Origin of the sequence: Acinetobacter sp. YH16052, assembly GCF_013417155.1 — a bacterium.
Classification (GTDB): Bacteria; Pseudomonadota; Gammaproteobacteria; order Pseudomonadales; family Moraxellaceae; genus Acinetobacter.
The window spans coordinates 81,477-107,018 of the sequence record NZ_VPEO01000002.1 but is presented as its reverse complement, the minus strand read 5'-3'; the positions used below and the strand labels follow the sequence as shown (position 1 = coordinate 107,018).

27 protein-coding genes are annotated in these 25,542 nt (G+C 43.0%); 15 read left to right on the top strand and 12 right to left on the bottom strand.

The features are described from left to right. The first annotated feature begins 7 nt into the window (after positions 1-7). The 6 genes from FTV42_RS01985 to rplS all read left to right on the top strand — a co-directional run bounded on the left by FTV42_RS01985 (position 8) and on the right by rplS (position 3,274). Positions 8-508 carry a type IV pilin protein gene (locus FTV42_RS01985; protein WP_180037231.1) on the top strand — a complete coding sequence of 167 codons (501 nt, stop codon included), beginning with the start codon at positions 8-10 and terminating at the stop codon, positions 506-508. A gap of 2 nt (positions 509-510) precedes the next feature. After that, on the top strand, positions 511-972 hold the full coding sequence (locus tag FTV42_RS01980) for a type IV pilin protein (RefSeq protein ID WP_136143807.1): 462 nt from the start codon (positions 511-513) through the stop codon (positions 970-972). A 142-nt stretch (positions 973-1,114) separates the two neighbouring features. Next, positions 1,115-1,372 carry a 30S ribosomal protein S16 gene (gene rpsP, locus FTV42_RS01975; protein ID WP_004281198.1) on the top strand — a complete coding sequence of 86 codons (258 nt, stop codon included), beginning with the start codon at positions 1,115-1,117 and terminating at the stop codon, positions 1,370-1,372. A 30-nt stretch (positions 1,373-1,402) separates the two neighbouring features. Then, positions 1,403-1,951 (top strand): ribosome maturation factor RimM, encoded by a 549-nt coding sequence (gene rimM, locus FTV42_RS01970; protein ID WP_004281200.1) that lies wholly within the window; start codon positions 1,403-1,405, stop codon positions 1,949-1,951. A 28-nt stretch (positions 1,952-1,979) separates the two neighbouring features. Then, complete coding sequence (gene trmD, locus FTV42_RS01965) at positions 1,980-2,714, top strand: tRNA (guanosine(37)-N1)-methyltransferase TrmD (RefSeq protein ID WP_180037230.1); 735 nt, start codon at positions 1,980-1,982, stop codon at positions 2,712-2,714. Between the two features lie 185 nt (positions 2,715-2,899). Further along, the gene (rplS, locus tag FTV42_RS01960) at positions 2,900-3,274 is read left to right on the top strand and encodes a 50S ribosomal protein L19 (RefSeq protein WP_004281205.1); all 375 of its coding nucleotides are present in this window, start codon (positions 2,900-2,902) and stop codon (positions 3,272-3,274) included. Positions 3,275-3,786: 512 nt separating this feature from the next. On the opposite strand, the gene FTV42_RS01955 is transcribed toward rplS, so the two are convergent. The 3 genes from FTV42_RS01955 to FTV42_RS01945 all read right to left on the bottom strand — a co-directional run bounded on the left by FTV42_RS01955 (position 3,787) and on the right by FTV42_RS01945 (position 7,453). After that, on the bottom strand, positions 3,787-4,755 hold the full coding sequence (locus FTV42_RS01955; protein ID WP_180037229.1) for a triacylglycerol lipase: 969 nt from the start codon (positions 4,753-4,755) through the stop codon (positions 3,787-3,789). A 268-nt stretch (positions 4,756-5,023) separates the two neighbouring features. Then, entirely contained in the window at positions 5,024-6,034 is a 1,011-nt protein-coding gene (locus tag FTV42_RS01950) for a triacylglycerol lipase (RefSeq protein WP_180037228.1), read from the bottom strand. A gap of 390 nt (positions 6,035-6,424) precedes the next feature. Further along, a complete protein-coding gene (locus FTV42_RS01945; RefSeq protein WP_180037227.1) occupies positions 6,425-7,453 on the bottom strand; it encodes a lipase secretion chaperone in 1,029 nt (342 codons plus the stop codon). Between the two features lie 186 nt (positions 7,454-7,639). On the opposite strand from FTV42_RS01945, the gene truB reads away from it, so the two are divergent. From truB to FTV42_RS01930, 3 genes are all read left to right on the top strand, one after another. After that, positions 7,640-8,545, top strand: coding sequence for a tRNA pseudouridine(55) synthase TruB (gene truB, locus FTV42_RS01940; RefSeq protein WP_180037226.1), 906 nt, complete (start codon positions 7,640-7,642; stop codon positions 8,543-8,545). A gap of 12 nt (positions 8,546-8,557) precedes the next feature. Further along, a complete protein-coding gene (locus FTV42_RS01935; RefSeq protein WP_180037225.1) occupies positions 8,558-9,322 on the top strand; it encodes a TSUP family transporter in 765 nt (254 codons plus the stop codon). Between the two features lie 134 nt (positions 9,323-9,456). Next, the gene (locus FTV42_RS01930) at positions 9,457-9,924 is read left to right on the top strand and encodes a hemerythrin domain-containing protein (protein WP_180037224.1); all 468 of its coding nucleotides are present in this window, start codon (positions 9,457-9,459) and stop codon (positions 9,922-9,924) included. Positions 9,925-10,332: 408 nt separating this feature from the next. On the opposite strand, the gene FTV42_RS01925 is transcribed toward FTV42_RS01930, so the two are convergent. From FTV42_RS01925 to serA, 3 genes are all read right to left on the bottom strand, one after another. Continuing rightward, the gene (locus tag FTV42_RS01925; protein WP_180037223.1) at positions 10,333-11,211 is read right to left on the bottom strand and encodes a DMT family transporter; all 879 of its coding nucleotides are present in this window, start codon (positions 11,209-11,211) and stop codon (positions 10,333-10,335) included. Between the two features lie 241 nt (positions 11,212-11,452). Beyond that, positions 11,453-12,334 carry an EamA family transporter gene (locus FTV42_RS01920; RefSeq protein WP_180037222.1) on the bottom strand — a complete coding sequence of 294 codons (882 nt, stop codon included), beginning with the start codon at positions 12,332-12,334 and terminating at the stop codon, positions 11,453-11,455. Positions 12,335-12,460: 126 nt separating this feature from the next. Then, the gene (gene serA / locus FTV42_RS01915) at positions 12,461-13,693 is read right to left on the bottom strand and encodes a phosphoglycerate dehydrogenase (protein WP_180037221.1); all 1,233 of its coding nucleotides are present in this window, start codon (positions 13,691-13,693) and stop codon (positions 12,461-12,463) included. A gap of 354 nt (positions 13,694-14,047) precedes the next feature. Here serA and FTV42_RS01910 point away from each other — a divergent pair, with 354 nt between their 5' ends. The 4 genes from FTV42_RS01910 (at position 14,048) to FTV42_RS01895 (ending at position 18,131) form a co-directional block, all read left to right on the top strand. Then, positions 14,048-15,457 (top strand): FAD-binding oxidoreductase, encoded by a 1,410-nt coding sequence (locus FTV42_RS01910; RefSeq protein ID WP_004644999.1) that lies wholly within the window; start codon positions 14,048-14,050, stop codon positions 15,455-15,457. A 141-nt stretch (positions 15,458-15,598) separates the two neighbouring features. Beyond that, positions 15,599-15,976 (top strand): hypothetical protein, encoded by a 378-nt coding sequence (locus tag FTV42_RS01905; RefSeq protein ID WP_180037319.1) that lies wholly within the window; start codon positions 15,599-15,601, stop codon positions 15,974-15,976. Between the two features lie 211 nt (positions 15,977-16,187). Then, positions 16,188-16,637 (top strand): hypothetical protein, encoded by a 450-nt coding sequence (locus FTV42_RS01900; RefSeq protein WP_257223372.1) that lies wholly within the window; start codon positions 16,188-16,190, stop codon positions 16,635-16,637. A 264-nt stretch (positions 16,638-16,901) separates the two neighbouring features. After that, positions 16,902-18,131 carry an MFS transporter gene (locus FTV42_RS01895; protein ID WP_180037220.1) on the top strand — a complete coding sequence of 410 codons (1,230 nt, stop codon included), beginning with the start codon at positions 16,902-16,904 and terminating at the stop codon, positions 18,129-18,131. Between the two features lie 179 nt (positions 18,132-18,310). Here FTV42_RS01895 and FTV42_RS01890 read toward each other — a convergent pair whose 3' ends face one another. The 5 genes from FTV42_RS01890 to FTV42_RS01870 form a co-directional block, all read right to left on the bottom strand. Continuing rightward, a complete protein-coding gene (locus FTV42_RS01890) occupies positions 18,311-18,607 on the bottom strand; it encodes a DUF3817 domain-containing protein (RefSeq protein ID WP_004645001.1) in 297 nt (98 codons plus the stop codon). A gap of 120 nt (positions 18,608-18,727) precedes the next feature. Further along, positions 18,728-20,911, bottom strand: coding sequence for a YccS family putative transporter (gene yccS / locus FTV42_RS01885; protein ID WP_180037219.1), 2,184 nt, complete (start codon positions 20,909-20,911; stop codon positions 18,728-18,730). 126 nt (positions 20,912-21,037) lie between these two features. Beyond that, complete coding sequence (gene sodC, locus FTV42_RS01880; protein WP_005108558.1) at positions 21,038-21,580, bottom strand: superoxide dismutase family protein; 543 nt, start codon at positions 21,578-21,580, stop codon at positions 21,038-21,040. Positions 21,581-21,702: 122 nt separating this feature from the next. Next, positions 21,703-22,833 carry an AI-2E family transporter gene (locus FTV42_RS01875; protein WP_373683211.1) on the bottom strand — a complete coding sequence of 377 codons (1,131 nt, stop codon included), beginning with the start codon at positions 22,831-22,833 and terminating at the stop codon, positions 21,703-21,705. A gap of 128 nt (positions 22,834-22,961) precedes the next feature. Continuing rightward, entirely contained in the window at positions 22,962-23,606 is a 645-nt protein-coding gene (locus FTV42_RS01870; RefSeq protein ID WP_004645007.1) for a ParA family protein, read from the bottom strand. Positions 23,607-23,730: 124 nt separating this feature from the next. On the opposite strand from FTV42_RS01870, the gene FTV42_RS01865 reads away from it, so the two are divergent. Both FTV42_RS01865 and FTV42_RS01860 read left to right on the top strand, forming a co-directional pair. Beyond that, entirely contained in the window at positions 23,731-24,198 is a 468-nt protein-coding gene (locus tag FTV42_RS01865) for a Holliday junction resolvase-like protein (protein WP_005249841.1), read from the top strand. 27 nt (positions 24,199-24,225) lie between these two features. After that, on the top strand, positions 24,226-24,804 hold the full coding sequence (locus FTV42_RS01860) for a hypothetical protein (protein WP_180037217.1): 579 nt from the start codon (positions 24,226-24,228) through the stop codon (positions 24,802-24,804). A gap of 18 nt (positions 24,805-24,822) precedes the next feature. Here FTV42_RS01860 and FTV42_RS01855 read toward each other — a convergent pair whose 3' ends face one another. Next, positions 24,823-25,452 carry a class I SAM-dependent methyltransferase gene (locus FTV42_RS01855; protein ID WP_180037216.1) on the bottom strand — a complete coding sequence of 210 codons (630 nt, stop codon included), beginning with the start codon at positions 25,450-25,452 and terminating at the stop codon, positions 24,823-24,825. Positions 25,453-25,542 lie beyond the last annotated feature (90 nt).

The window sequence follows — 25,542 nt, the reverse complement described above, 5'->3', positions numbered from 1 at the left end:
AGTATGTATGGATAAAATTAAAAATACTGCAGGCTTCACTTTGCTTGAATTGATGGTTGTTGTGGTGATAGTTGCAATTTTTGCAGCTATCGCTATTCCAAGTTATGAAGTTTATATTGCTCGAGCAAATAAGTCTAAAGCACAATCTGAAATGTTGAAGATTGCTGAGCGTTTAGAAAATTATAAAGGGAAGCAATTAAGTTACGCAGGATATATTCCTGAACATCAGACCTCAATAAAAGGTGAGATCAATATTCCTTATGATTCTGCAAATAATTACGATTATCAAATCAAAATTGTTGATATTAACGATTCAACTAAGGCTTTAGAAGACTCTACAATTGGGCAAGGCTGGAAAATGATCGCCATTCCTAATCAAACTAAAAGTAATGCGCTTAGAAATTCTGAATATCTGTTATTGGATTCTAGAGGTGTAAAGTGTATGACTAAAGACTCATTGATTGTTACGAGTACGAATTGTGGCGTAAATAGCAAGGAGTGGAAATAATAATGAAAAGGATTAAGGGTTTTACACTTATTGAACTTATGATCGTTGTGGCTGTTTTAGCTATTCTAGTGTCCATTGCATATCCATCTTATCAAAATTATGTAAAGCGGAAGAATCGTGTTGAAACTCAAAGTGTGATGATGGAAATAGCACAAAAATTGCAATCTTATAAATTAGCAAATGGGGATTACGGAAAAAATAATACAACTTCGAGTTATGCCACTAATCCACTTACTAATCCTGATGTGTATGGCAAAACAGTTTCACCCCGAACTGGTTCGGCTTATTATGATCTAACTATAACAAATGCTCCTGATTCATCATGGATATTAACAGCGACTCCTATAATAACAAGTGCTCAAAAAAATGATGGTGCATTAACCTTGACTCATAGGGGAACCCAATGCTGGTATAAAAATAAAGATGATGCATCGGGAGCATGTTTGAGTTGGAGTGATAGGTAAAACAAATTCAAACTGTGGATAACTTAAATTTGATCTTTCATTCAGGGCAAACTTCGCGTAAAATGCTGCCCTCTATGAAAGGGGTTTGAGCTGTATCGATGGTCGGTACAAGGATAATCCGTAAAAACTATAAGGTTCTATCATGGTTGTTATTCGTCTTGCACGCGGTGGTGCTAAAAAACGTCCGTTCTATCAAATCATTGTGACTGATAGCCGTAATGCACGTGACGGTCGTTTCATCGAACGTATCGGTTTCTTCAACCCTACAGCTCAAGGTAAAGCAGAAAAACTTCGTTTAGATGCTGACCGTTTTGCTCACTGGGTTTCACAAGGTGCTCAACCTTCTGATCGTGTTGCTTCTTTAGCTGCTCAAGCTAAGAAAGCTGCAGTTGCTGCATAATTTTTATATAAATTAGGTAGTAGCTTGCCCATGACACCAACACAGAATGTTCCCGAAGATCGTATTCAGATTGGACAGTTACGTTCAGCATATGGATTAAATGGGTGGCTCTGGGTCTATTCCAATACAGAACCTATGAGCAACATATTTGACTATCTGCCTTGGTACATTGAGACCAAAGCAGGTTGGCAAATTGTCGATGTAAAACGTTGGAAACCACATGGTAAAGGCCTGGTTGTTTCGCTTAAAGGTGTGAGTGATCGTACTGGCGCAGACGAACTGGTTGGCTCCAATGTCTGGATCTCTAAATCGCAACTGCCTCAAGCTGGTGTGGATGAGTATTACTGGTCTGATTTAAAAGGTCTAACTGTGTTAGGTCTGGATGATGAAGAACAAGAAGTCAATCTCGGTCAAATTTTTGAGCTGTTTGAAACAGGTGCTAACGATGTGATGGTGGTTCGCGCAACTGCCGACAGCATTGATGGCGAAGAGCGAATGATCCCATGGCATAAAGATGTGGTGCAACGCGTTGATCTTGAAGCTGGTCGTATCTACGTCAATTGGGGCGTAGACTACTAAGAATTTTTCGGAAATAAGGGAGTCTGCGATGTTTTTTGCAGTCATTACGCTTTTTCCTGAAATGTTTGAAGCGATTACAGCCTATGGTATTAGCGGGCGCGCAGCAAAACGTGAATTGATGCAAATTCATTGCATCAATCCTCGCGATTATGCGACGGGCAACTATAAACGGGTGGATGAACGTCCATTCGGTGGTGGTCCGGGTATGGTGATGATGGCTGAGCCTTTGGCAAAAGCAATCCAGCATGCCAAAGAGCTTGCAACGCAAGCAGGTGCAGTTCAGGTTCCTGTGGTGTATATGTCACCGCAAGGAAAGACCTTAAACGAAACTGCGGTACAGGATTTTGTCAAATATGACGGAATCATCGTACTGTGCGGACGTTATGAAGGCGTCGATGAACGTTTGATCCAGCAATATGTTGATCAGGAATGGTCAATTGGAGATTACGTCTTGTCGGGTGGTGAACTTCCTGCGATGGTTTTATTGGACAGTATTATCCGGAGACTTCCGGGTGCGATGTCTGATGAGCAATCACACGTGCAAGACTCATTTGTGGATGGTCTTCTAGATTGCCCACAATATACCAAGCCAGATCATTTTGAAGGTTTGGATGTGCCTGAGGTGTTAAAGTCCGGGCATCATGCCAATATTGAAAAATGGCGGTTTCTGCAGCGATATCAGCGTACACTTGAACGCCGCCCAGAGTTGGTGGAAAAAGTCGAGTTGACCAAGCATCAGAAAAAATGGCTAAAAGATTTGTAAGATATTGATGAGTGATCATTTCTGTCTTCAAGCAAGTACTTAAAATTATTTAAGTATTCTTTAATAGGCTCTTTATGGTTGAGATGGTCAACTATAAAGGGAAAGATAATCGGGTGTATGCGCTTTAGCCTCTATACCCAGCGATGATCAGACCTCTTCTGACTCGCACATATTGGAGATACCCCATGAGCGGTAAGCATCCTTTAGTTCAAGTAATTGAAAACGCACAATTGAAACAAAACATCCCTGCTTTTGCACCAGGTGATACAGTTATTGTTCAAGTTAAAGTAAAAGAAGGCGACCGTGAGCGTTTACAGGCGTTCGAAGGCGTTGTAATTGCTAAGAAAAACCGTGGTTTGAACTCTGCGTTCACAGTACGTAAAATTTCTAGCGGTGTTGGCGTTGAGCGTGTATTCCAAACTCACTCTCCAATCGTTGCTGGTATCGAAGTGAAACGTCGTGGTGACGTTCGTCGTGCTAAACTTTACTACCTACGTGAATTGTCTGGTAAAGCTGCACGTATTCGTGAAAAATTACCAGCTCGTAAAACTAAAGCTTAATTTTAAGCTTTATACGAGTGAAAAAATGCGCCTTTGGGCGCATTTTTTTATGCCTGATTTTTTTTCAGATTTATGTGAAATATTCCTGCAAAGGCAAGATCATTGCATCCAAAATATCCAAGAAAATTTTATGAATAAACATCAGCAATAATACAAAATATCCCCAAGACTGGAATCCTGCATTAAAAAGTTGAACGCAAATAAAGCATTGAGTGATAATAAGTAAAATACTGATCCATGCATTTACGACAATATGTCGATGACAAGAATAAAGCTCATATTTTTTAAATTGAAAAGGATCAATGACTTTTTGTTTGCAGCAGGGACAGGCTCTTTTAAATTTGTTTTTGATTTCTATAGAACATCTCTGCATTTATTTTATTTCACAGTTCTTTTTATATTTGATGAATATTTTATATGCAGTTTGATCATGATTAACAATTAAATTTTTAGAAAAAATTTAGGAAAAATAAGGGAGAAAAGCCTCTAGATGAATAGAGGCTCGTATAGCTTTATAAACCTTGTAATTTTAAGCGGTTAGCATGTTGACGATACACATCGACCGGATCAGGTGCAAAGATATTTTTCAGTCCAAGAACCATATTGACTTCATCCAGATGGTTCCAGTTGTAGTTATCCCGAATGGTTTTACCGAATCTGGCACTACAGCGGGAAACCAGACCATCATTGTCCTTGCCGCCGTCAATGAGTAGAGCTGTAACTTTGAGGGCTGAGTCAGGATCGAGCGGGTTGGTGACTTGACCTACACCTGTGAATGAATAGCTATAAATCCCTTTTTGCTGATAAATGCCTTCACCACAGGCCGTGGTCGGCATACCCAGTGGATATTTCTGATTGAATTTAGCAGATCGTGCCATAGTCAGGCTGCTACCACCTGCGAGTGAATCATGCGGAAAACTGTTTGGATCCAGACCTTGCGCCCAAGTAATAGCTTTTGACACCAGGTTGATGCCACCTACCAAAGGACCTTGTATTGGCGTGCCTTCTGCCTGAAGAATCAGGTCTGCCACTGGCGAGCCTTTATGCGGTGCACCGACTGAAGTCAGGGAAGCAACCATGCTAGGTTCCACGCCTGCCACATAACGAATGGTCGGGCCGCCATGTGAATGACCAATCAGATTAACCTTGGATGCCCCGGTAATCGCCCGAATTTCTTTTACTTGCTGTAAAAGCTGTTCACCACGAATTTCCGATGAGTTAAATGGTGATACCCGTGTGGCCCAGATATTGCCGCCATTCCGTGCCAGATCCGGTAAAATCTGATACCAGTAATCCAGTCCAAACTGGTCGGTACCGACCCGGATAAAGCCTGCCATACCATGAGCAAATACAATCGGGTATTGGGTCTTGGCATATTGTGAACTGGCTTTAGCTGTGACCTGACTGGCTTGGGTGGAGGCCTGAGTGCTGAGGCCTGTAGATGCCAGCAGCAGACCCGTGATTAATGCTCCGAATTTCATGATATTTTCCTCAGTTTTGTTGTTTTAACCGGATGATCCTCATCTGGTTTTGCAAAGTCCCCGATGCAGCAAGGATTCACTTTTCTACGCTTCTGTAATTAAAATGATGAGACATGACCAAAAATAAAGGTCAGCCCATAGGGCAAACCGTAGCAAAAAATTCAAGGGAGTAACTTGGAGTTTTCATTGCAACTTCCGGATCACTGATAGATCAAATAAGTACTTAGAAAAAAGCCTATATTTCAGCTGAAATATAGGCGCTCTGGGGTTATAAACCCTCTAATTTGAGTCGGTTGGCATGCTGGCGGTAGAGGGCGACCGGATCGGGTGCAAACATACCTTTCAGACCAAACATCATATTGGCTAGGTCAGTATGATTGAGTTTGTATTGGTCATTAATCACCTTGCCCATGAACGCGCTACAGCGTGACACCATGCCATCATTGTCTTTACTGCCATACGATAAGGGGCCGAGCTGCATTAGGATCGTATCAATATCCAGGGCATTGGTGGCTTGGGCCACACCTGTCCATGAATAATAATGAATGCCTTTGCTGTCTCTCTGTTTTAAATTTTTATTGCAGTCTTCTGTAGGAGCTAATACACCATCTTTCACCACCTGCTGTGCCACTGTGGCATTAAAGGTATTTGAACCGGTCTGGGTCAGGGATTTCATGGAAGCATCAAAATCAATTTCCAGTTCAGGCTTAAGCTGACCCAGTGCGATCAATGGTCCAATAATATAATCACCTAAAATATTGAAGGCGGTACGGGTCAGGCTATTATTCTGAATATCATCTGCCACTTTGGAACCGTGGTAGGTGCCTGCAACGCCGGTAATCGAAGCGATATACTGCGGTTGGGTTGCTGCAACATAGAGTACCGTCGGCCCACCATGGGAATGACCAATCAGATTCAATTTTTTCTTACCGGTAATGGCCAAAACATCTTCAATCTGATGAATCAGTTGTTCACCGCGATGTGCCGTTGTATTTGCCGGAGACAGTTGTGCAGCAAAGACGGTGGAGCCGTTACGTGCCATATCCGGCAGAATCTGATACCAGTAATCCAGTCCGATGCTATCGGTACCAATGCGTGACCAGCCTAGCCAGCCATGTACCATCAAGATCGGATATTTGGTTTTGGCATAATCGGACTTGGTCTTTTCGATGACTTGTGTGGTACTTGCCGCTGCCTGGGTGTGTGCAGCAAAGCTTAAGCCCAAAGCCGCTGCTAAAGTCACAGTCAGTAACTGTATTGTCTTGTTGAAAGTACGCATGACCGTCCCTTTTTAATTTTATCATTATTAAAGCAATCATTGCTTTTCTAGAGTGCTATAGGCCATACAATCAGACGTCTTAAAATACAGTCTTGGCTTTGAGTGGCTGAGCCATTTTTCTTTGTAAGCAGCAGTATTTTTTCATTTCAGCTATCTAAAACCATGTCATTTGGGGACATGTCGAGTAAAAGGATTTTTAAGTGTAAATATATGGTTTATATACAAATGTATTTAAATAAAAAGTCCTTGAAATATTTGTGATTTTCTTAAGTTAACTTATGTAAATGGAAATATTTTGAAACAACAATAGGGATGTCACGTTAAGATAAAGTAGAAAATTATCTAAATTGTGGCGATAAAAAAGCCATCAACAGGTGATGGCTTCCAGGCTTAATCGGCGAAGGGTAGCTTACCTCCTTGATCATGCACCTGTTCAAAGGTTTCTACCCGCAGCTGTTCTTGCGGTGTATTAAAATGTTTGCTGCGAAGCCGGGCAATCGCTTGCTGTTTGGCAATATCAGACATGCCGGACTGGGTAATCTGATCGCGTTCATCTAAATAACCCGTGACCCGATTTTTCCAGTCGCTGCGCTGTACATCCAGTTGTTCCAGACGCTGTGTCGCTTCAGCACCGACCAGATTCATCCGCATCTGCCGGATTTCATCACGGGAACCGCCACGGGCTTTAATATCTGCGGTGAGTTTGCGCAGATCTTCCAGTTTATTCAGTTGTTCCAGGTTTTCCTGCCAGTCTTGCGGGAGCTGCTGAAAAAGTGCTTTGAGCTTTTGGGCTTTTTCAGTCTCAGTCAAGCTTTTGTCTGCCAATACGCTCATCCGATCCAGGGTATATTCATGATAGGCATCTTCTGTGCCAAACAAGCCTTCAATTTCATACTTGGAAAAGTACTGCTGGCGCAAATTCTGGGTACTGTTATAGATGCTCCGATAATAGGCAGGATCTTCCTGATTCAGCCCAGTCGGTGCAGTGAGCTGGCCCAAACCCTGACGATACTGGATATAACGATCCCATAAATCCAGAATTTGCGAGAGTGCCGGTTCTTTATGATTCTGGCGAATATAGGCTTTAAAATCCTGCTGGATCTGCTGCAGATTTTTTTCACCAAACTGGGTAATAAAATATTCAAAACAGTTGCGGGTCTGTTCATTCACGAGCAGACGGTTGCTGGTATCTAACTGCATTTGACAATTAATTTCGGTATCTTGCTGGCTGGCACTGGGGAAAGCTGCATTGGCAGGGCCATTGACCAAGAATGCGGTTTGCTCTGCCTGAGTTTCAGTTAAAGGCATTTTTGTCCCGGTATCTGCCTGGGTATTTTCTTTTGGGGACAGCCATAAGATCAGTGTGAGGATACATAGCACCAGCAACGCCAGAATGATCCATATTTTATATTTCTGCATATCCTATGCACCTATTTTCTCGTTATTTCATTATTTTTAGATATTCAAGCTTTTAGATATTAAAGCTTTTAGATGTTCAAGCCGGCTCAATATGCCATAAAAATCATTAGAGACTATAGAAAAGTTGTAAATCCTCTCGCAGGGTTTTACCATGGCGCCAATTTATAAAATGTCTGATTTTTTGCCATGAAAGCATCATCTCCTAAAATTCAGCGTCGTCATCTCAGTGGTGTCTTCCTGCTCAATAAGCCTTTGGGCATCAGTTCCAATGCTGCATTGCAAAGAGTCCGCTGGTTGTACCGTGCACAAAAAGCCGGCCATACTGGTGCGCTGGATCCGCTGGCATCCGGTTTATTGCCCGTGTGTTTGGGGGAGGCGACCAAGTTTTCGCATTATTTATTAGATTCGGTCAAGCGTTATCAGACGACCGTATTTTTGGGACATAGCACCACCACGGGTGATGTGGAAGGCGAGGTGCTTCTGGAAAAAGCAGTTCCTGAACTCTCGGAAGCCTTGATTCAGGACACATTGGCACAGTTTATCGGGGATATCCAGCAAGTGCCGCCGATGTATTCTGCCTTGAAAAAAGAAGGCCGTCCTTTATACGAACTGGCGCGCAAAGGTATCGAGATTGAACGTGAAGCACGTCCAATTACAATTTTAGCGATTGAGCTTTTATCCTTTACGGAGAACAGTATCACGCTGGATATTACCTGTTCTAAAGGAACTTATATCCGGGTTTTGGGGGAAGATATTGCCAAAGCACTGGGAACTTATGGCCATCTAACTTATCTGCACCGCATCAAAACCGGCCATTTTGATTTGATTCCGAGTTATACCATTGAATATCTGGAAAGCCTGAGCGAAGCAGAGCGTGATGCACTGTTGTTGCCGGCCTATGCACCGGTTGATCATTTTCCAAAAGTGCAGGTACCCGAAGGTCGCGCAGAATATTTTAGCCGCGGCATGGAAAGCAATATCGAACATGAAGCAGCTGAACAGGTGCTGGTTTTTGATGGCGAGAAATGTCTGGGGCTGGCAGAAATTACCGACAAAAAACGTCTGGTACCCAAACGCGTCCTGAACCTCTAATCGAGTCAAGATATGGAAATAGAGATCATCATCAGTCTGGTTGTCTTTGCATTTTTTGCAGGGGCGATTGATGCTGCCGTGGGTGGTGGTGGTCTGATCCAGATCCCGGCAATTATGGGGAGTTTACCGCATTTACAGCCTGCTACGGTCTTTGGCACCAATAAACTCGCGTCCATTTGTGGCACCGCTTCTGCGGCATTTTCCTACCTGCGTCAGGTAAAACTGCCCTGGTTGCTCTTGGGCGTGATTGCACTGTGCAGTTTTGTTAGTTCTTTTATTGGTGCAGCCAGCGTTACGCTAATTCCAGTCGAGATCCTTAAGCCTTTTGTGCTGGTCATGTTGATTGTGATCGCAATCTATACCTTGATGAAAAAACAGTTTGGCCAGGTGCATACCGAACAAAAACTGAATCGGAAAATGCTGATTCTGGCCGCTTTGGGGAGTCTGGCGATAGGCTTTTATGATGGTATCTTTGGTCCGGGCACCGGCAGTTTCTTTATTTTCTTTTTTATTCGCTATTTAAGCGTCGACTTTCTGCATGCATCGGCCTTATCGAAAATTGCCAATTTCACCACCAACCTGGCCGCCTTAAGCTTTTTTATTCCCAGTGGCAATGTGCTGTTTATGGTCGGGGCAATGATGGCGGTAGCCAATATTTGTGGTTCCTTGGTCGGGGTGCGTTTGGCATTTAAATATGGCAGTGGTTTTATCCGGATTTTATTCCTGATTCTGGTCAGTCTGCTGATTTGCCGGATGGCATACCAGATGTTTTTTTAGATCTAAACCTGATGTAAATCATTCTCGATATTAAAATTTCTTAACAAATCACTGTATAAACTGCGTCTGAACCTGCTCTGAAAATCTTCTAGAATCAATGATATGAAAAATAAAACAATTGGAGAAATATCGGAATGACGACTATTTTTGAAGCATTAAGAGAGAGTCATGAGATTCAGCGTGATCTTGCAGAAAAACTATTACAGACTTCCGGAGATACACCAGAACGCCGCGAGCTGTTCAAGCAACTGAAAAATGAATTATTTGCCCATGAGGCTGCGGAAGACCGTTATTTTTATATTCCCTTGATGATGACCGATTCGGGCCTGAATATTACCCGCCATGCCTTGGCCGAACATCATGAAATGGACGAAATGATCGAGGAATTAACTGCAACTGAATTGAGTAATCCGGGCTGGATTGCCATGGCCAAAAAACTTTCCGAAAAGGTGCATCATCACTTAAAAGAAGAGGAACATAGTTTCTTCCAGCAAGCTGGTAAAATTCTGGATGAAGAGCAGAAGACCGTTTTAGCAGTGCAGTACAAGAATGAATACCAGCGTTATAAAGATATGAAAAAAGATATGCTGGTACAAAGCTAAACATCGAACAGCTGACATTTGATTAGCTACTTTTCCATAATTTATAACTCAAATTAGATGTTTGAGTTAATCGTTATGCATGTTTAGCTTTAGAAGCTGTACAGCCTCATTTTCTTAAAAATTTAAATGCTTTTGTGTAGGCAATCTCCCTACTTTGGAAAGACCCAAAGTAGGCAAAAGTCTTTTGTTACCCATACACGACGTCCTGTCGTGATGGGTAACATGTGGCATCCTTGCCACACTCGCATATCAAAAATATCTTCACTGCAACTATGGCATCTGATCATATTTTTATCTGGAGATATGGGATTTTTATCCATTCATTTCTTCTTTGGATTTATCTCAAAGGAAGAAAGTGAAAGAATTAATGCAAATATTTAGTCAGTTGTTTAGATTCTAATCAGCCTTTTAGGCATTCTTTTCTGCTGATCCTTGACGGGCGGCACGTACGGTCACACCGACGGAGGCCAGCATGATACAGACTAATGCTACCGTCTGAAGAAGCGTAATTTTTTCGCCCAATAGTATAAAACCGGTTAGTGCAGCCAAGGCGGGAGACAGGCTGGACAGGGTGCCATAGCTGGTCTTGTTTAAATGCTGCAAAGCTTTTAAGTCTAGCGCATATGGAATTGCTGTGGCCAGCACTGCAATGATAATCGCCTTGCCCCAATACTGGGTATCAATCAGCGCTGGTGCATTGTTATAGAGCCCAATCGGAAGCAGACACAGAGCTGAAATGCTAATTGCAATGGTCAGCGCATGCATGCCGATATTTTGCTGAACTACGCGTTGCCCGAAGAAAATATACAGTGCCCAACATAAACCCGCACCTAAAGCACAGGCGGCGCCCAGAAGGTCGAAATTACTACTATTGGCCTGTCCCCATGGCACCATTAACGCAATGCCTAAAATGGCCATCAATACCCAAATATAATCACTACGATGTTTGATCGAGAGCAGGGCCAGACCTAAAGGACCAATAAACTCCAGACCGACTGCAATTCCCTGCGGTAATCTTCCTAGAGACAAATAGAATAAAATATTCATGACCCCTAAAGCGGCGCTATAGCAGAGTAAATCCCGCCATTTCAAAAAAGGCAAACGCTGAATGATTTTCCAGGAACGAAACATCACGCCGACAATGATCGCTGCAAAACAGAGTCTTAAAATGGTCACTGTGATAGGGTCAAGGACCAGAAAAAGTTGCTTGGCGAAGGATGCACTGATCTGGTACGACATCATGGATAAAACCATGTACAACACAGCAAGGAGTTGGGCGTTTGGCATGGGAGTTACTTACACCAGAAAGGTGTAATCAGGACATGGAAGAAAGCGGGATTATAGCAAAACGGTTAATTTTTAATGAGTAGGGGGTGGAAATAATTTTAAATTTAAAGTTACTTTTAAAAAGAGAAAATTTTGATCTTAGAAGAGTATTAGACTGAATTTATCGACTTTGAGTAGGCTTTTCCAGCTAATATTTTTTTAAATTCAAAGTGAGTAGTATTTCTTATAACAAATTTTAAATTTAAAAGTGCTCAACTGTATTTTTTCTTCTTTGACTGGTCACCGTACAACCCACTGAAGCACTGATAATCGTGGCCAATGCCAGCCATTGTGTCCACAATAAAGTCTCGCCTAGAAAGACCAGCCCCGAGAGTGCGGCAATCGCGGGTTCCAGACTCATCAAGGTGCCGAAACTAAGTGCGGTTAAATTTCTTAGTGCAATCATTTCTAGGCTAAAAGGCAGGGCACTAGCCAGTACTGCCAAAGCCACAAAATACAACAAACTCATCGGTTCAAAAGTATGTGCCGGCATGCCTGCCAAGAGCGCAATCGGCATCAGCACCAGCATGCCGACAAACATGCCCAAGCATACAGTATGATTGCCAGAAACGCCCGAAGGTCTTTGGCCGGCAACGATATATAAGGCCCAGCAAGCATCGGCACCCAAGGCGAATGCAATCCCGATCGGGTCAAGCGGCTGGGCAGCCTGATCAAAAGGAAATAGCAGAACCAAGCCCAGAATCGCCAGTCCGACCCAGACAAAGTCGAATTTTTGCCGTGCATAAAACAGGGCAACACTTAAGGGGCCAATGAATTCAAAAGAGACGGCAATTCCCAGCGGTAGGCGATCAATCGATAGGTAAAACAAGAGGTTCATGCCGGCCAGAGCAAGGCCATAACTGATAATGGCCGGCCATTTGATTTGTCTGAAATGGATTTCCCAAATTTTAAAAATCAGTGCCAAAATCATAGCGCCTAACAGCAGACGCATTGCGGAAACAGTCAGAATGGGAAATTGACCGAACAGATATTTGGCAAAGGAACCACTACTTTGCATACTGATCATGGCGATCAACAGAATTAGTGGCGCTTGCACGATAGGTGCAATTTTAAAATTGGGCATGACTAAATTTGTTTCGATGACTCGAAGAGCGGGAGCGCGGCAAACGCTGGATCAGGCTTAAATATAAAAACCTTGAAGCAATAAAAAAGCCACAGCCCGAAGACTGTGGCTTTTTTTAAATCTGAATTAGAACAATACGCGTGCGCGGATTGTACCTTCAACATTCGAAAGCATATCGAGTGCTTCATGAGATGCAGCAGCATCGACATCCATCACCAGGTAACCGACATCGCCTTTAGTCATCAGTGACTGGCCAGAGATGTTGATGCCTTGTTCAGCAAACAGGTTGTTGATTTTAGACAACACGCCCGGAATATTTTGGTGGATGTGCAGTAAACGGTGTTTGCCTTCAGTCAACGGCAATGCGATTTCTGGGAAGTTCACCGCAGAAAGCGTCATACCCTTGTCAGAATAAGCCACGAATTTCTCAGCTACTTCCAGACCGATGTTCGCTTGCGCTTCCATCGTAGAACCGCCTACGTGTGGAGTCAGAATTACGTTTGGCAGGTTACGCAATAGAGAAACAAATTCTTCACCGTTTGCTTTAGGCTCTTTCGGGAATACGTCAACCGCAGCACCAGCAATGTGACCAGACTTGATCGCATCTGCCAGATCTTCAATTACGACACATGTACCACGTGCCGCATTCAGGAAGATTGAACCTTCTTTCATTTGCGCAAACTGTTCTTTGCCAAAGAAATTACGGGTAGATGGCAGATCCGGAACGTGTAGAGTAACCACGTCTGCATTGGCAAGTAATTCGCCCATAGAGCCGACTTGACGTGCATTACCTAAAGGTAATTTAGTCACTGTATCGAAATAGATTACTTTCATACCCAGACTTTCAGCCAGTACAGAAAGTTGTGAACCGATCGAACCGTAACCTACGATACCTAAAGTTTTACCACGTGTTTCGAATGAACCGACAGCCGATTTATTCCAGCCACCTGCATGTGTATCTGTTGATTTTTCAGGTACACGGCGCAGAAGAAGAATAGTTTCTGCCAATACCAGTTCAGCAACTGAACGTGTATTTGAATATGGTGCATTAAATACCGGAATACCGCGACGCATTGCAGCATCAAGATTGACCTGATTGGTACCGATACAGAAGCAGCCTACTGCAATCAGTTTGTTCGCGGCTTCAAATACCTCTTCAGTCAATTGAGTACGGGAACGAATACCGACAAAGTGTGCATCTTTAATCGCTTCTTTCAGTGCTTCACCCTCAAGCGCTGTTTTGCGATAGTCAATGTTGGTATATCCAGCTGCATTCAATGTATCGATTGCGTTCTGGTGAACGCCTTCTAGCAATAGAAAACGGATTTTATCTTTAGGTAGAGAAAGATGTTGGCTCATTACGGCTCCGCTACAAAGGCCAAATTTAGTCGCGGTATGATAGCACAGGAATGGGGCGGTTATACATTTCCTTAATGACGCTCACATCAGCTATTCTGGCAAGATATATTGATAATAATGATCATGGTGTTTGATTTAAATCTGCATTTTCAAAGGTATATTATCAAAATTGTCATTTTTCGCGGGAAACACCAAAAAATAGCTTATAATATTGCGCCATGCTTTTAAAGCAGCGTGATCCGGTGCTTTAATAACCATGTTTCGCCTGATTTGTATCCATGTTTTTATGCATAAAAAATGTGCAAATGAACCAGCGAAGTCTCTCTTGTTTAAATCATGCTAGGTCTGCAAACGATGAATGCTCCAGTCGCTTTAACCCCTGAGTTATTGACCCAATTGACTGCAATTGTGGGTGAAAACCGTATTAAAACCGATACGGACAGCCTCCAGAATTGGGGTCGCGATCATACGAAGCACTTTGATCCAAACCCGTCAGTCGTCGTTTTTCCGTCGTCAACTGAGCAAGTTCAAGACATCGTAAAACTGGCGAACCAATTTAATGTTGCAGTGACTCCATCGGGTGGTCGTACCGGTCTTTCTGCAGGTGCAGTCGCAGCCAATGGCGAGATCGTGGTCAGCATGGACAAGATGAACCAGATTCTGGAGTTTTTCCCGGCAGATCGTATGGTGCGCGTACAGGCAGGTGTGGTGACTGAACAGTTACAGAACTATGCTGAAGAGCAGGGCATGTATTACCCAGTTGACTTTGCTTCGGCAGGTTCATCGCAAATTGGCGGTAACATCGGCACCAATGCTGGCGGCATCAAAGTGATTAAATACGGCATGACCCGTAACTGGGTACTTGGCCTGACCGTTGTGACGGGTAAGGGCGATGTATTGCGTCTGAACAAAGGTATGATCAAGAATGCAACCGGTTATGCGCTACAACATTTATTTATTGGTGGTGAAGGCACGCTGGGTCTGGTGACGGAAGCGGAAATCAAGCTTGAACGTCAACCGCAAGACCTGCAAGTGATGGTACTGGGTGTACCTGACTTTGATGCGATCATGCCGTTATTGCATGCCTTCCAGGCGAAAATTGACCTGACTGCATTTGAGTTCTTTGGTGAACTGGCGATGCAGAAAGTCTTGGCCCATGGTCACGTGCAACGTCCATTTGAAACTGAATGCCCATTCTATGTATTGCTTGAGTTTGAAGCGCCGTTTGAGCCGATTATGGACAAGGCGATGGAAATCTTCGAGCATTGCATGGAACAAGGTTGGGTACTGGACGGCGTAATGAGCCAAAGCCTGGATCAGGTAGAAAGTTTATGGCGTTTACGTGAAGATATTTCTGAATCTATCGCGCCATTTATTCCATACAAAAATGACATTTCCGTTCTGATCACGCACGTTCCTGCATTCATTAAAGAAATTGATGCGATTGTATCGACGAATTACCCAGACTTTGAAATCTGCTGGTTCGGTCATATCGGTGACGGTAACTTGCACTTAAATATCTTAAAACCTGCTGATTTGTCTAAAGATGAATTCTTTGCCAAATGTCAGGTGGTGAACAAGTATGTCTTTGATACCGTGAAAAAATATGACGGTTCAATTTCTGCGGAACATGGTGTGGGCATGACCAAGAAGCCATATCTTGAATATTCGCGTTCGGCGGAAGAAATTGAATATATGAAAGCCCTGAAAAAAGTGTTCGATCCAAATGGCATCATGAACCCGGGTAAACTTTTCGATCTTTAATCGATCGGAATTGAAAAAAGCGCATCGAAAGGTGCGCTTTTTTATTGCTGTGTAAATACAGTTACAGAGTCTAAATGGTTTTGTAGTAAGAAGCTCGGCATGATGGGTTGGAATAAGAATGACGATAAAGGGTTAAATAATATGTTCCGGATATTGGCAGTCGCAACTCTCGCTTTTGGTATATTGGGTTCAGGCTGTGCAACTGCTCAACAGGTCATTGCAAAGGTACAGTCGTCTTCGGACACGCCTTTGGAACAGGTTTTACAATTAAGAACGGATTTACGCAAGGAACTGGCAACGGTTGAATTACGGCAGTTCTTTGACAAGGTAGAGTCGCCCACGATTGGACAGGTCAAAGTCACTGAAACCGGTTTAATGGATGATTCGGTACATTCGGTACAGACCATTTATTATTTTAAACAGGAAGATAACAGCTGGATGCTGGAAAACACCGAGAAGTTGTATCGTTGTGCAAGAGGTTCAAATACCAAGACTTTCCAGAAAGCGGTCTGTCCATAATAGTGTTTGATCTTTAGGCAGTTTTTGGTTAAAAGCGTATCTAAGGATGCGCTTTTTTTTTGGGAAGGGGGAGTTAATGGACTCAAATATACTAGCCGCTACAATTGGCGTAATTGGAGGATTTTTAGCTTCACTCTTATTATTCTATCTAAATAGGTTTTATACCAACTAGGATAAAAGAAAATCAGAAAAAATCCTACGAGAAAAATTATTGTATCGTGAGAAAGATAGTGAACTAGAGGCAGATCAAAATTTTATTTTTTCTTTACCTAATTTGAAAAGAGAAGTGTATTTAAACTGTCATATCAATTGGGATAGCGGAATCACTCTTAATATGATGAAAGGTAATGAAGACTTAATCTGGTTTTTAAGATTCTGTTGGCTAAGCTTAGTAAGATTTTTTCCTCAAGATCATTTTTCAACAGAAGGACATGTTAATTATATTGATCAATTTATCATGGATAGGGCTAACTATCATTCCTCTAGATTAGACTGTAGTGACCAATTAAAAAGTGGGAGTATTTCAAAAATAACGCTAGGATATTCAATAGCAAAAGATATTGATCAACTAATTATAGACTTGGTAGAACAAATTCTTCATTTTGAAAATGTTAGAAAAGAAAAATGGTTTCAAGAGTGGAATTCAGTAGAGTCTATTTGATTTTTATAAATTATTAGAATATAGATGAATAATGTATCCTCCCTTGATTTGTAATGATTATAAGTACTTTTCATTTCACGGCTTTTCAATAATTTTTATGAATTAGATAATTTGGTTTCAAGTCGCTAAAAGCAAAAATAATATTTTGATTAGGTCATTAAAAAAGAGAACGGACTTAAAAACAGGACTCTGCTAAAATTTCTTCTTTCTATTTTAGACAAAGTTCAGTCTGTTAAAACGGGCAGACTGACAATAAAAACTCCCATGCAAAAAATCCAAACCCAAAAACTGACCCGTGCCACACTCATGTTCCCGCTGGCACTGGTCCTGTTTGAATTCTCAGTCTATATATGTAATGACCTGATTCAGCCGGCCATGCTGGCGATTACCCGTGATTTTGGCGTAAGTAGTTCATGGGCACCATCCTCCATGTCCTTTTTCCTGTTGGGCGGGGCATTTGTCGCAGCGATCTTGGGGCCATTGTCCGATCGTCTCGGACGTAAAACGGTACTGCTCGGCGGTGTGGCATTTTTTACCCTCAGTTGTCTGGCCATTTTATTGACACCCAATATCGAAAGTTTCTTATTCCTGCGCTTTTTACAGGGCTTTGGCCTGTCCTTTATTACTGCTGTAGGTTATGCCGCCATTCAGGAAAGCTTTGAAGAACGTGATGCCATCAAAGTCATGGCACTGATGGCCAATGTGTCTTTGCTGGCACCCTTGCTAGGACCAGTGCTGGGTGCCTTTATGATTGATCATATCTCCTGGCATTGGGGTTTTATCGGCATTGCATTTCTGTCATTTCTGAGCTGGTTCGGCCTAAAAGCCAAAATGCCAAATCTGAAAGTCAGTATTCCCAGACAGCCGGTCAGCTATATTCTGGATGACTTTAAACAGGTTGTAAAAAATAAGCGCTTTGTGATTATGACTGTAGCCTTGCCTTTGGTGAGTCTGCCTTTGATGTTATGGATTGCATTGTCACCAGTGATTCTGGTCGAGCAATTTGGATTCAGTAGTGTGCAATATGGTCTGGCGCAGTTTCCGGTCTTGGGCGGTCTGATTGCAGGTAATCTGATTCTGCTGAAAATTATCGATAAAATACCGCTGGGCAAAACCGTATTATTGGGTCTGCCATTGATGCTGTTAGGTGCAGGTTTATTGATGTTGGGCTTATTGATTCCAGAGTATTTTGTCCATTGCCTGATTATCGGTACCACCTGTATCAGTCTCGGTGAGGGTGTAAGTTTTTCGGTACTGTACCGTTTTGCACTGATGTCTTCTGAAGTGTCCAAAGGCACGGTGGCCGCGACGGTTTCTATTATCCTGATGCTCAGCTTTTTTGTAGTGATTGAAGCAGTACGAATGGCATATGAAGCCTATGATATTTGGGCCTATTGTGTTGCCTCTTTGATTCTGATTGCACTGTGGTTTACTTTGCCACGCATGCAACTCAAACAGTTAATGCTGGAAAGACAGGAGCGTGGGGAGTTTTGATTCCTTATTAAGGGAAATTATAAATTATTGAAATCATATGTTCAGTATTGAATTTCCCTCTCCTTTTAGGAGAGGGCTAGGGTGAGGTTAAGTATTTAATAAGTTCCCTCTCTCTAACTCTCTCCCAAAGGGAGAGAGAATTTTCTTTTGACTGATCTAATTATATTAGGATTCTACAATTAAGCTTCAGCGGGCTGTTCCAGCTTCTTCAGTTTCATATCAAACAGGAATGGACCGAAAGGTAGAATCGAAGCGATTAAACCCATCACAAACATGCTGAGAGACCATTTCTGTTTTTCACATACCGCAAATAACACCACCAGAAATAGCACAAACAGTACGCCATGACCCATGCCGACATATTTCACCAGAATCGGATTATCCATCATATATTTCACTGGCATCGCGATAAATAACAGCAGCAGGAATGAAATCCCTTCAAGCAAACCGACCAGACGCAAAGTTTTGATGTTCATAATACATATTGATTTAACCGAATTAGTTCTGAGTGTACCGAATATCACCTGAATATTGAATCTTAATAATAAAGATATATTCAATATTTTTAATAAGTTATAACCAAGTGAAGCAGTTGGTTATTTAATCTCGGTACCTAATAATTCATAACGTAATTTTAGTAATTCTGGTAAGGTTTCCAGCAATAAACTAATCTGTTTCAGCACCAAAAGCAGATGTGCTGACTGGTTTTTCTGGATACTTAAGCATTGAATTTCTGCCAGTTTATGATCGATGTCGTAGGTATCTAAAGGCTGTTGTTGCAGCAATACCCCAGTTAAGGTCTGCTGACACCAGCGCATTAAATCCAGAATTTGTGCATCGGTAACCTGCTCACGGTGACTCCCCAATGCTGCAATATAACTGAGTTGGCTATGACTATAGACCAGATAGCGAAAGGCACTTTTAACCAGTTGCGGATCTGGATTCGGTTCGGTGCTCAGGCTTAAAATCATGCTGGATAAATCAATCTGTGCATTGTGGGCCAGACGTCGTGCAGTTCGGTAAGCAATACTGTTATCTTTACCGTTTTGATATTGCTCGACCACTGCAGCAAAATAGTCCAGCGTAGCAAGCGATGATTTTTTAATATTGCTGGAAATATTACGAAAATTCCAGTCAGGCCAGATCCAGCTTACTGCCATCCAGGCAATCAGACAGCCCAACAGGGTATCAATAATACGTGGCAAAATGATCGCATAACCGGCACCTTTCAGGTTAAAAATCAGGAGTACCATCAAGGTCGCCATGAGGGTGGCCATGGCATATTTTTTGGAACGTAGATAGAAGAAACCGACACCAAAAATTACTGTCAGGAGTAACTGACCTTCGACACTTGGCACAAAATACAGAATGGGAACACCTAGCATGACCCCCAATAATGTTCCCAGAGTCCGCAATTTGAGCCGGCTTTTGGTGGCAAAATAACTGATCTGACAGACAAACAGGCTGGTCAGTAAAATCCAGTAGCCATTTTTCGCAAAAGGTAATAATGAAATGGCATAGCCAACTAAAAACACAATCGCAATCCGCACCGCATGCCGAAAGAGTGCCGATTGCGAACTTAAGTGTGGTTTGAGTTTCAGCCAAAGATCTGTGCTATCGCGAATATCATCATCAAACAGACTCAAGTCATCAAAATGCTGCTGATAGCGTGGTTTATACAGTGCCTGTTGATCATGCAGGTGTTGTAACTGTTCATGTACACTCAGCAGATTGGCCAGAATAAGCTGTAAATTTTTGACTTCAATATTTTGTGGGTGTTGAGCAATCCAGTCCTGCATCGACTCCTGTAAATGTTTTAATGCCAGTTCATCATCTGTAGACAGGTAAAATTTCTCATTGCGCAGTACACATTCTGCCAAATGCTGACAGGCAAGGGCTTGCAGACGGATATTTTTCTGAATCCGGAAAATCAGGTCAGTGCGGCTAAAATGCTGTTCGATCTGTTCATAATGCAGATAATTCGCGGTGGCCTGTTCATGAATATCCTGCATCAAAAAATACAGATTCAGCCAGTAAATGGTATTACGATTGGCACGCGAAGCTTTGAGTCGGGTCAATAGCGAATCTTTGCTACGGTTAAAACTCTGAATGACTAAAGTATTTTTAAGTGACAACTCATAGAGCAGGGTTTCAACATTTGGATGCTGGTCTGGATCAAACAGTTTGGCTTTACTCAGCAGTAAATCCGACATGTGCTGCAAGCTTTGTGCGAGATTTTCCTGAACCTGCAAAGTAGGACGCAGCAGAAAAAATAGAATAGACGTCAGGCCGTACCATAGCGCCCCAATGACAAAATAAAGCGGCTGTTCATACCAGTGCTGATATTCGCCCAGGCCGAACATGGTATAGATTGACAGTAAAATGGTGCCAAATGAAATCATGGCATAACGTTGGCCCAATGCACCCATTAGAATAAACAGCGCACTCGACAGGGATAGCCACAGTGCAAACCAGAATTTATGTGGAGCAAGAAATTCCAGAATGCTGCTGACACTAAAAAACAGAATGATGACCAGTAACAGGTTGCGCAAACGCAGGCTTAGCCGGTCATCAAAATCAGTCAGTGCCGTGGCAATTGCCCCTAAAGTTACTGGAACGATCAAGAACTCATAACCCAGAAATTTCAGACCGAAAGTGGTACCTAAAAACACTAGCAAGATTTGCAGGCAATAAGTCATCAGCGCACTAGACTGAAAGGGCAGCAGGACAGGTTTTATAATTTTAACAAAAGTAGCAGTCGCAGGTCGGGCAGCATTCACAAGGACAGGATCCGGGAAGTAAAAACGCAAAGTTCTGAATGCAATTTAGACGCCAAAATAAAGGAAATGTCTATAAAAAACGGGCATAGTGCCCGTTTTTCTATTGAGTCATTGGCATGAAGGTGTTTAGATCACACCACAGGCAATACGTTCACCGCCGCCGCCCAAGGGTAATGGGTTGTCTGAATAGTTGTCACCACCGGCATGAACCATAATGGCACGACCCTGAACATCAGCCAGTTTCAGACGTGGCGCAAGCAGGGTGACACGTGCAGTTCCATCTGTATTGACTTTCAATGCTGGTAAATCACCTAAGTGACCAGTCACTGGTGTACCGTGATGCGGTGCCTGATTTGGATTGTAATGGCTACCTGCAGCCAGTGCTGCGCCCATCTTGCCGTCTTTCATGGCAGGCGCGCATGAACCATTTTCATGAATATGGAAACCGCGTTCACCCGCAGGAAGTTGTTTCAGGTTGGTACGAATGACCAGACCGGCTGGGCTGTCACTGAGTAATACGGTCCCAATCTCTTGGCCCACACCTTGAGCATTTACAGCATTCACAGTCACAGCTCTGACTACTTCATTTGATGGGGAGGTTGATGCACAACCGGTAAAAAGTGCGGCGCTTAACGCGCAAAGTGTCGTAATTTTAAACAATGAAGACATGATTTTGGCATCCTGATCTTTATTCTGTTTTGTGGATTCATTTAAACAGAGCAAGATTAGAAGCTCTATATAGAATCAGTACTTAAATGTTTTGTTTTGTTTAAGTCGATTCTATCTATGCTTTAAGGTGCTTTGGGCGGTGTGTCATTGGTTTCTGGATCAATCTCATGTGCCATGGTGGCTTTAGGCATCATTAAAGGTTCATTCAGATTACTTTCATGTAACCATTCACGCCAGATTGCAAGCAGCACAGCCAGAATCACCGGGCCAATAAACACCCCGACCAGACCAAAGCTGGCAATACCACCCAAGACTCCAAACATGATCAGCAGGAAAGGAATCTGGGTTGCACCAGAAATTACCAGTGGACGAATCACGTTATCGGCAGTACTGACAATACAGACACCCCAGACCATGACCCCAATGGCTTCAATGGTTTGTCCTTGTGAAAACAGCCATAACGCCACCGCACTATAGGCGAGGGGTGGGCCAAAGGGAATCAGGGCAAAAATAAAGGTCACAATGGTTAAAACCATCGGATTCGGCACACCTGCAACAAAATAGCTCATACCTGCCAATAAGGACTGTGCAATCGCAGTCAAACCAACCCCATAGACTACGGCACGTGTAGTCGCAGAGATGGTGGAAAAATAATGATGTACACGTGGACCGACCACCATTTCAAAGGCTTTACGCACCTGATTTAAAATGGTCTGACCATCACGGTAGAAGAAAAACAGCGAAAGTACCGCAAAACATAATTTAAAGATGTTTTTGCTGACTTCATTCAACACCACTTTGCCGTAATTCAGATGACCTTGAATCCAGGTCGATACCGACAGTGCAATACTCTGTGGATCAGTGTTGATTTCATTTAAGGTTCGGGTAATTTCCTTTCCCACAATCGGAAGCTCGCGAATAAAATCAGGGACATTCAGGTGACCGGAAAACACTTGTCGCTGCAATTCAAAATACAGGTTACGACCTTCGTGCTGCAGCATGAAAATGGCGAAAATAAACGGCAGACCAAAGACCAGAATCACGGCCAAGATCATTACGGTTGCACTCAATGTCGGTCGATTGCCGCACAAGCGTAACACCGACTGATACAGCGGCCAAGTCATATAGGCAATAATTGCTGCCCAAACTACAGGAATGATGAAATACTTGAGTATATGAAAACTCAAAAAAATCAGGATAAAGAACAATCCAAATAATAAGACTTTTTGTAATGTAGGCGCGTACTGTTGCACTGAATTTAATGACTCATTTTTTAGGTCGTGTTCAGGCATATTAACTGAAAAAAAAGCGATCGAAAATGATAGCTAGCCAAGTAGCAAGATTATTTTCCCAAAGCTATACCACGATTCAGACGATTGACTCAAAACCACTGACTCGGATCATCAATAATGGCATTTAGTACCGGTTGCCATTGAGTCTGCAGTTCCCGGTAGATTTTCTGAGGTTTATCAAAGACTGACAGGCCTTCCATAGCCAGTCGGCTATAAGGGGCACGTTCCGAAATCCAGGCCACTGGCTGCTGGTCGATCTTGTCAAAAAACTGCTGTATGTCTTGATTACTGGCGGCATTCGGTTTGGTTCGGTTGGCCAAAAGTAAAATTTCAACCTTGCCCTTACGGATGCGTTTAATGTCCTGCAAATGTTTGAGAAAACGGCGGGTCGAATCGATATCAAAAAAAGAAGGCTGGATCGGGATGATAATCGCATGTGCTTCACTGATCAGCTGTTCGGCATGATCGTCGGTCAAGGCACCCGGTGCATCAATAATCAGGTATTCGATCTGCTTCGGCGCATCACCAATAGATTTGCTATTGCGCCAGTCCAGACTTTGGATCTGTGCTGCCTGTGCCGGACGATGCTTAAGCCATTGCAATGTTGATTTCTGGTTGTCGGCATCGGCCAATGCCACCTTATAACCCTTTTGTGCGAGTGCTGACGCCAAACTAATAGCTGTCATGGTTTTACCACAACCGCCTTTCTGATTCGCAACTAAAATTGTTTTCATGACTCAAGGTGATTTTATTCTGTTCCGGCCTAGCATATCATTCTTTTTAAGTATGCAAATGGCCGAAGTCCTCAACTTCAGTCGAATGCGATGCTATAAAAATCAGGCAAATTAGGAAGATTGAATGTCCATATGGATGGCCATGCTGATTGGCGCATGTATCGGGGTGGTATTGACCACTATTATTTTAAGTCAGACGCGTAATGGACGGATCAAAGCCGAATATGAGCAGTATATTGCCGAGCTGGAACTGGAGCATCAGCAGTCCCTCATTGCCGCGCAAAAACGCAGCGTGAATACCAGCCGTGCCGTTCTCAAAGGTAAAATGGCGGAACAGCTCGCGCCGATCATGCCGGAATTTCAATATCTGCCGAGTGATGCCAAGTTTCTGGGCGATCCAGTCGATTATGTGGTCTTTGATGGCTATACCGATTTTCGTGATGGCGAAGGCGACGCTGAAGATATTGAAGTGATTTTGATTGACATTAAAAGTGGCGGAGCACGTCTGACCAAAGGCCAGCAAGCCATTGCCCGGGCGGTTCAGGAAGGGCGGGTACGTTTTGAAACCATTCGGATTGATTTTCAGGATTGACCAAAATCCAGTGAAGAATAAAAAATTATGCAAAAATTACTGATCACTGCGCTGCTGTTTATGCTAGGACTCTGGGTGTGGAATGAATTTTTTCGTGCCATTCCGCATCTGCAAGAAAAGGGCGTACTTAAAAACTTTAAAGTAGAACCCGTTAAGCGCATTTCCGCGACTTATATTGTGCATGATCACCGTTTCGTAAAACCTGATCGTCGGGTGCTGCATCAGGCCAGCCCTGTGGTGGGGCATTTTAATGATCTGGCCTATCTGAGTAATATTGATGTGCTGTTGCTGACTCAACCGCTGCCGGCCATGCAGGCAACATTGGGGTTTGATGAAGCAAAACGCTGCTATCAGCTCGAAGGACAAACCAATAAAGCGGAGCGTGACTTCGTCAATACGCATGTACATTATTTTAGTCTGATTGCTGCCACTGAAAAAATTACCGATCAGATTCGCCGGCTAAAATCGGGGCAGAAAATCACGCTCACTGGTGATCTGGTGACAGTTCATTCAGGCACGACTGGACAAGAATTCCGGGTCGGGACGGGCTCTGAATATCGTGCTCATTGTCAGTTGCTGCAAGTAACCCACCTTCAGCCACACTAAATATAAGATGGTCGTAAATTAGCTTCCTGGTTTACGAACACGTGCTAACAACATACGTTGGCCAATCTTGGGTATACCCTCGGCATCTACATAACTTAAAGTTTCTATTTCAAAACCGGTTTCCAGCAAGGCGGTCTCAATATCCCGATTCAGATGACAGCCATCTGCGACTTTCTTTTGAATAGGAGTGAGTAAATGTTGTAGACGCTGAATATTTAAATTTTGTCGATTCAGAACATGTTCGACGACATGTAAAGTCCCACCCGGTTGTAGCACACGATAAATTTCCTGCAGGCTCTGTTCCAGCTCTGCAATACTACAAAGCGTCCAGGTAGACACAATATTTTCCACACTATTTTCGGCAAAAGGCAAAAGTTCTACGCTGGACTGAATATGCTCAACCTGAAACCCTGCCTGTTGAATTCGCGCTTCTGCCAGTTTGAAGATCGCCGGATTTGGTTCTAGTGCATAGACTTTGTCAACCGATTGATAAAAAGGCAGATTCAGGCCGGTACCAAAACCAATTTCTAGCACTTCACCGGAAATATCCAAAAGCAGTTCACGACGCAAGTCCATCAAGGATGGTGTTTGCATCACCTGATTCAGCAGATGCGGAAAGATATGTTGTTGATAAAGTTGATACAGCATTTGAGTTATTTTAATTTGATGGAAATACGTTCTAGCTTAACTGAAAAATAAAATGACAGGCATATATCGAGCTGACTAAATACGTGCAGT

What these genes read in the sequence shown, in the direction of transcription:
- FTV42_RS01920 (WP_180037222.1), bottom strand. Translation starts at nt 12,334, where the DNA reads ATGCCCAATTTTAAAATTGCACCTATCGTGCAAGCGCCACTAATTCTG.
- FTV42_RS01955 (WP_180037229.1), bottom strand. Translation starts at nt 4,755, where the DNA reads ATGAAATTCGGAGCATTAATCACGGGTCTGCTGCTGGCATCTACAGGC.
- FTV42_RS01870 (WP_004645007.1), bottom strand. Translation starts at nt 23,606, where the DNA reads ATGAAAACAATTTTAGTTGCGAATCAGAAAGGCGGTTGTGGTAAAACC.
- trmD (WP_180037230.1), top strand. Translation starts at nt 1,980, where the DNA reads ATGTTTTTTGCAGTCATTACGCTTTTTCCTGAAATGTTTGAAGCGATT.
- FTV42_RS01860 (WP_180037217.1), top strand. Translation starts at nt 24,226, where the DNA reads ATGCAAAAATTACTGATCACTGCGCTGCTGTTTATGCTAGGACTCTGG.
- FTV42_RS01930 (WP_180037224.1), top strand. Translation starts at nt 9,457, where the DNA reads ATGACGACTATTTTTGAAGCATTAAGAGAGAGTCATGAGATTCAGCGT.
- rimM (WP_004281200.1), top strand. Translation starts at nt 1,403, where the DNA reads ATGACACCAACACAGAATGTTCCCGAAGATCGTATTCAGATTGGACAG.
- FTV42_RS01865 (WP_005249841.1), top strand. Translation starts at nt 23,731, where the DNA reads ATGTCCATATGGATGGCCATGCTGATTGGCGCATGTATCGGGGTGGTA.
- truB (WP_180037226.1), top strand. Translation starts at nt 7,640, where the DNA reads ATGAAAGCATCATCTCCTAAAATTCAGCGTCGTCATCTCAGTGGTGTC.
- FTV42_RS01935 (WP_180037225.1), top strand. Translation starts at nt 8,558, where the DNA reads ATGGAAATAGAGATCATCATCAGTCTGGTTGTCTTTGCATTTTTTGCA.
- FTV42_RS01925 (WP_180037223.1), bottom strand. Translation starts at nt 11,211, where the DNA reads ATGCCAAACGCCCAACTCCTTGCTGTGTTGTACATGGTTTTATCCATG.
- FTV42_RS01905 (WP_180037319.1), top strand. Translation starts at nt 15,599, where the DNA reads ATGTTCCGGATATTGGCAGTCGCAACTCTCGCTTTTGGTATATTGGGT.
- sodC (WP_005108558.1), bottom strand. Translation starts at nt 21,580, where the DNA reads ATGTCTTCATTGTTTAAAATTACGACACTTTGCGCGTTAAGCGCCGCA.
- FTV42_RS01980 (WP_136143807.1), top strand. Translation starts at nt 511, where the DNA reads ATGAAAAGGATTAAGGGTTTTACACTTATTGAACTTATGATCGTTGTG.
- serA (WP_180037221.1), bottom strand. Translation starts at nt 13,693, where the DNA reads ATGAGCCAACATCTTTCTCTACCTAAAGATAAAATCCGTTTTCTATTG.
- FTV42_RS01985 (WP_180037231.1), top strand. Translation starts at nt 8, where the DNA reads ATGGATAAAATTAAAAATACTGCAGGCTTCACTTTGCTTGAATTGATG.
- FTV42_RS01895 (WP_180037220.1), top strand. Translation starts at nt 16,902, where the DNA reads ATGCAAAAAATCCAAACCCAAAAACTGACCCGTGCCACACTCATGTTC.
- FTV42_RS01910 (WP_004644999.1), top strand. Translation starts at nt 14,048, where the DNA reads ATGAATGCTCCAGTCGCTTTAACCCCTGAGTTATTGACCCAATTGACT.
- rpsP (WP_004281198.1), top strand. Translation starts at nt 1,115, where the DNA reads ATGGTTGTTATTCGTCTTGCACGCGGTGGTGCTAAAAAACGTCCGTTC.
- FTV42_RS01950 (WP_180037228.1), bottom strand. Translation starts at nt 6,034, where the DNA reads ATGCGTACTTTCAACAAGACAATACAGTTACTGACTGTGACTTTAGCA.
- FTV42_RS01890 (WP_004645001.1), bottom strand. Translation starts at nt 18,607, where the DNA reads ATGAACATCAAAACTTTGCGTCTGGTCGGTTTGCTTGAAGGGATTTCA.
- FTV42_RS01945 (WP_180037227.1), bottom strand. Translation starts at nt 7,453, where the DNA reads ATGCAGAAATATAAAATATGGATCATTCTGGCGTTGCTGGTGCTATGT.
- rplS (WP_004281205.1), top strand. Translation starts at nt 2,900, where the DNA reads ATGAGCGGTAAGCATCCTTTAGTTCAAGTAATTGAAAACGCACAATTG.
- FTV42_RS01855 (WP_180037216.1), bottom strand. Translation starts at nt 25,452, where the DNA reads ATGCTGTATCAACTTTATCAACAACATATCTTTCCGCATCTGCTGAAT.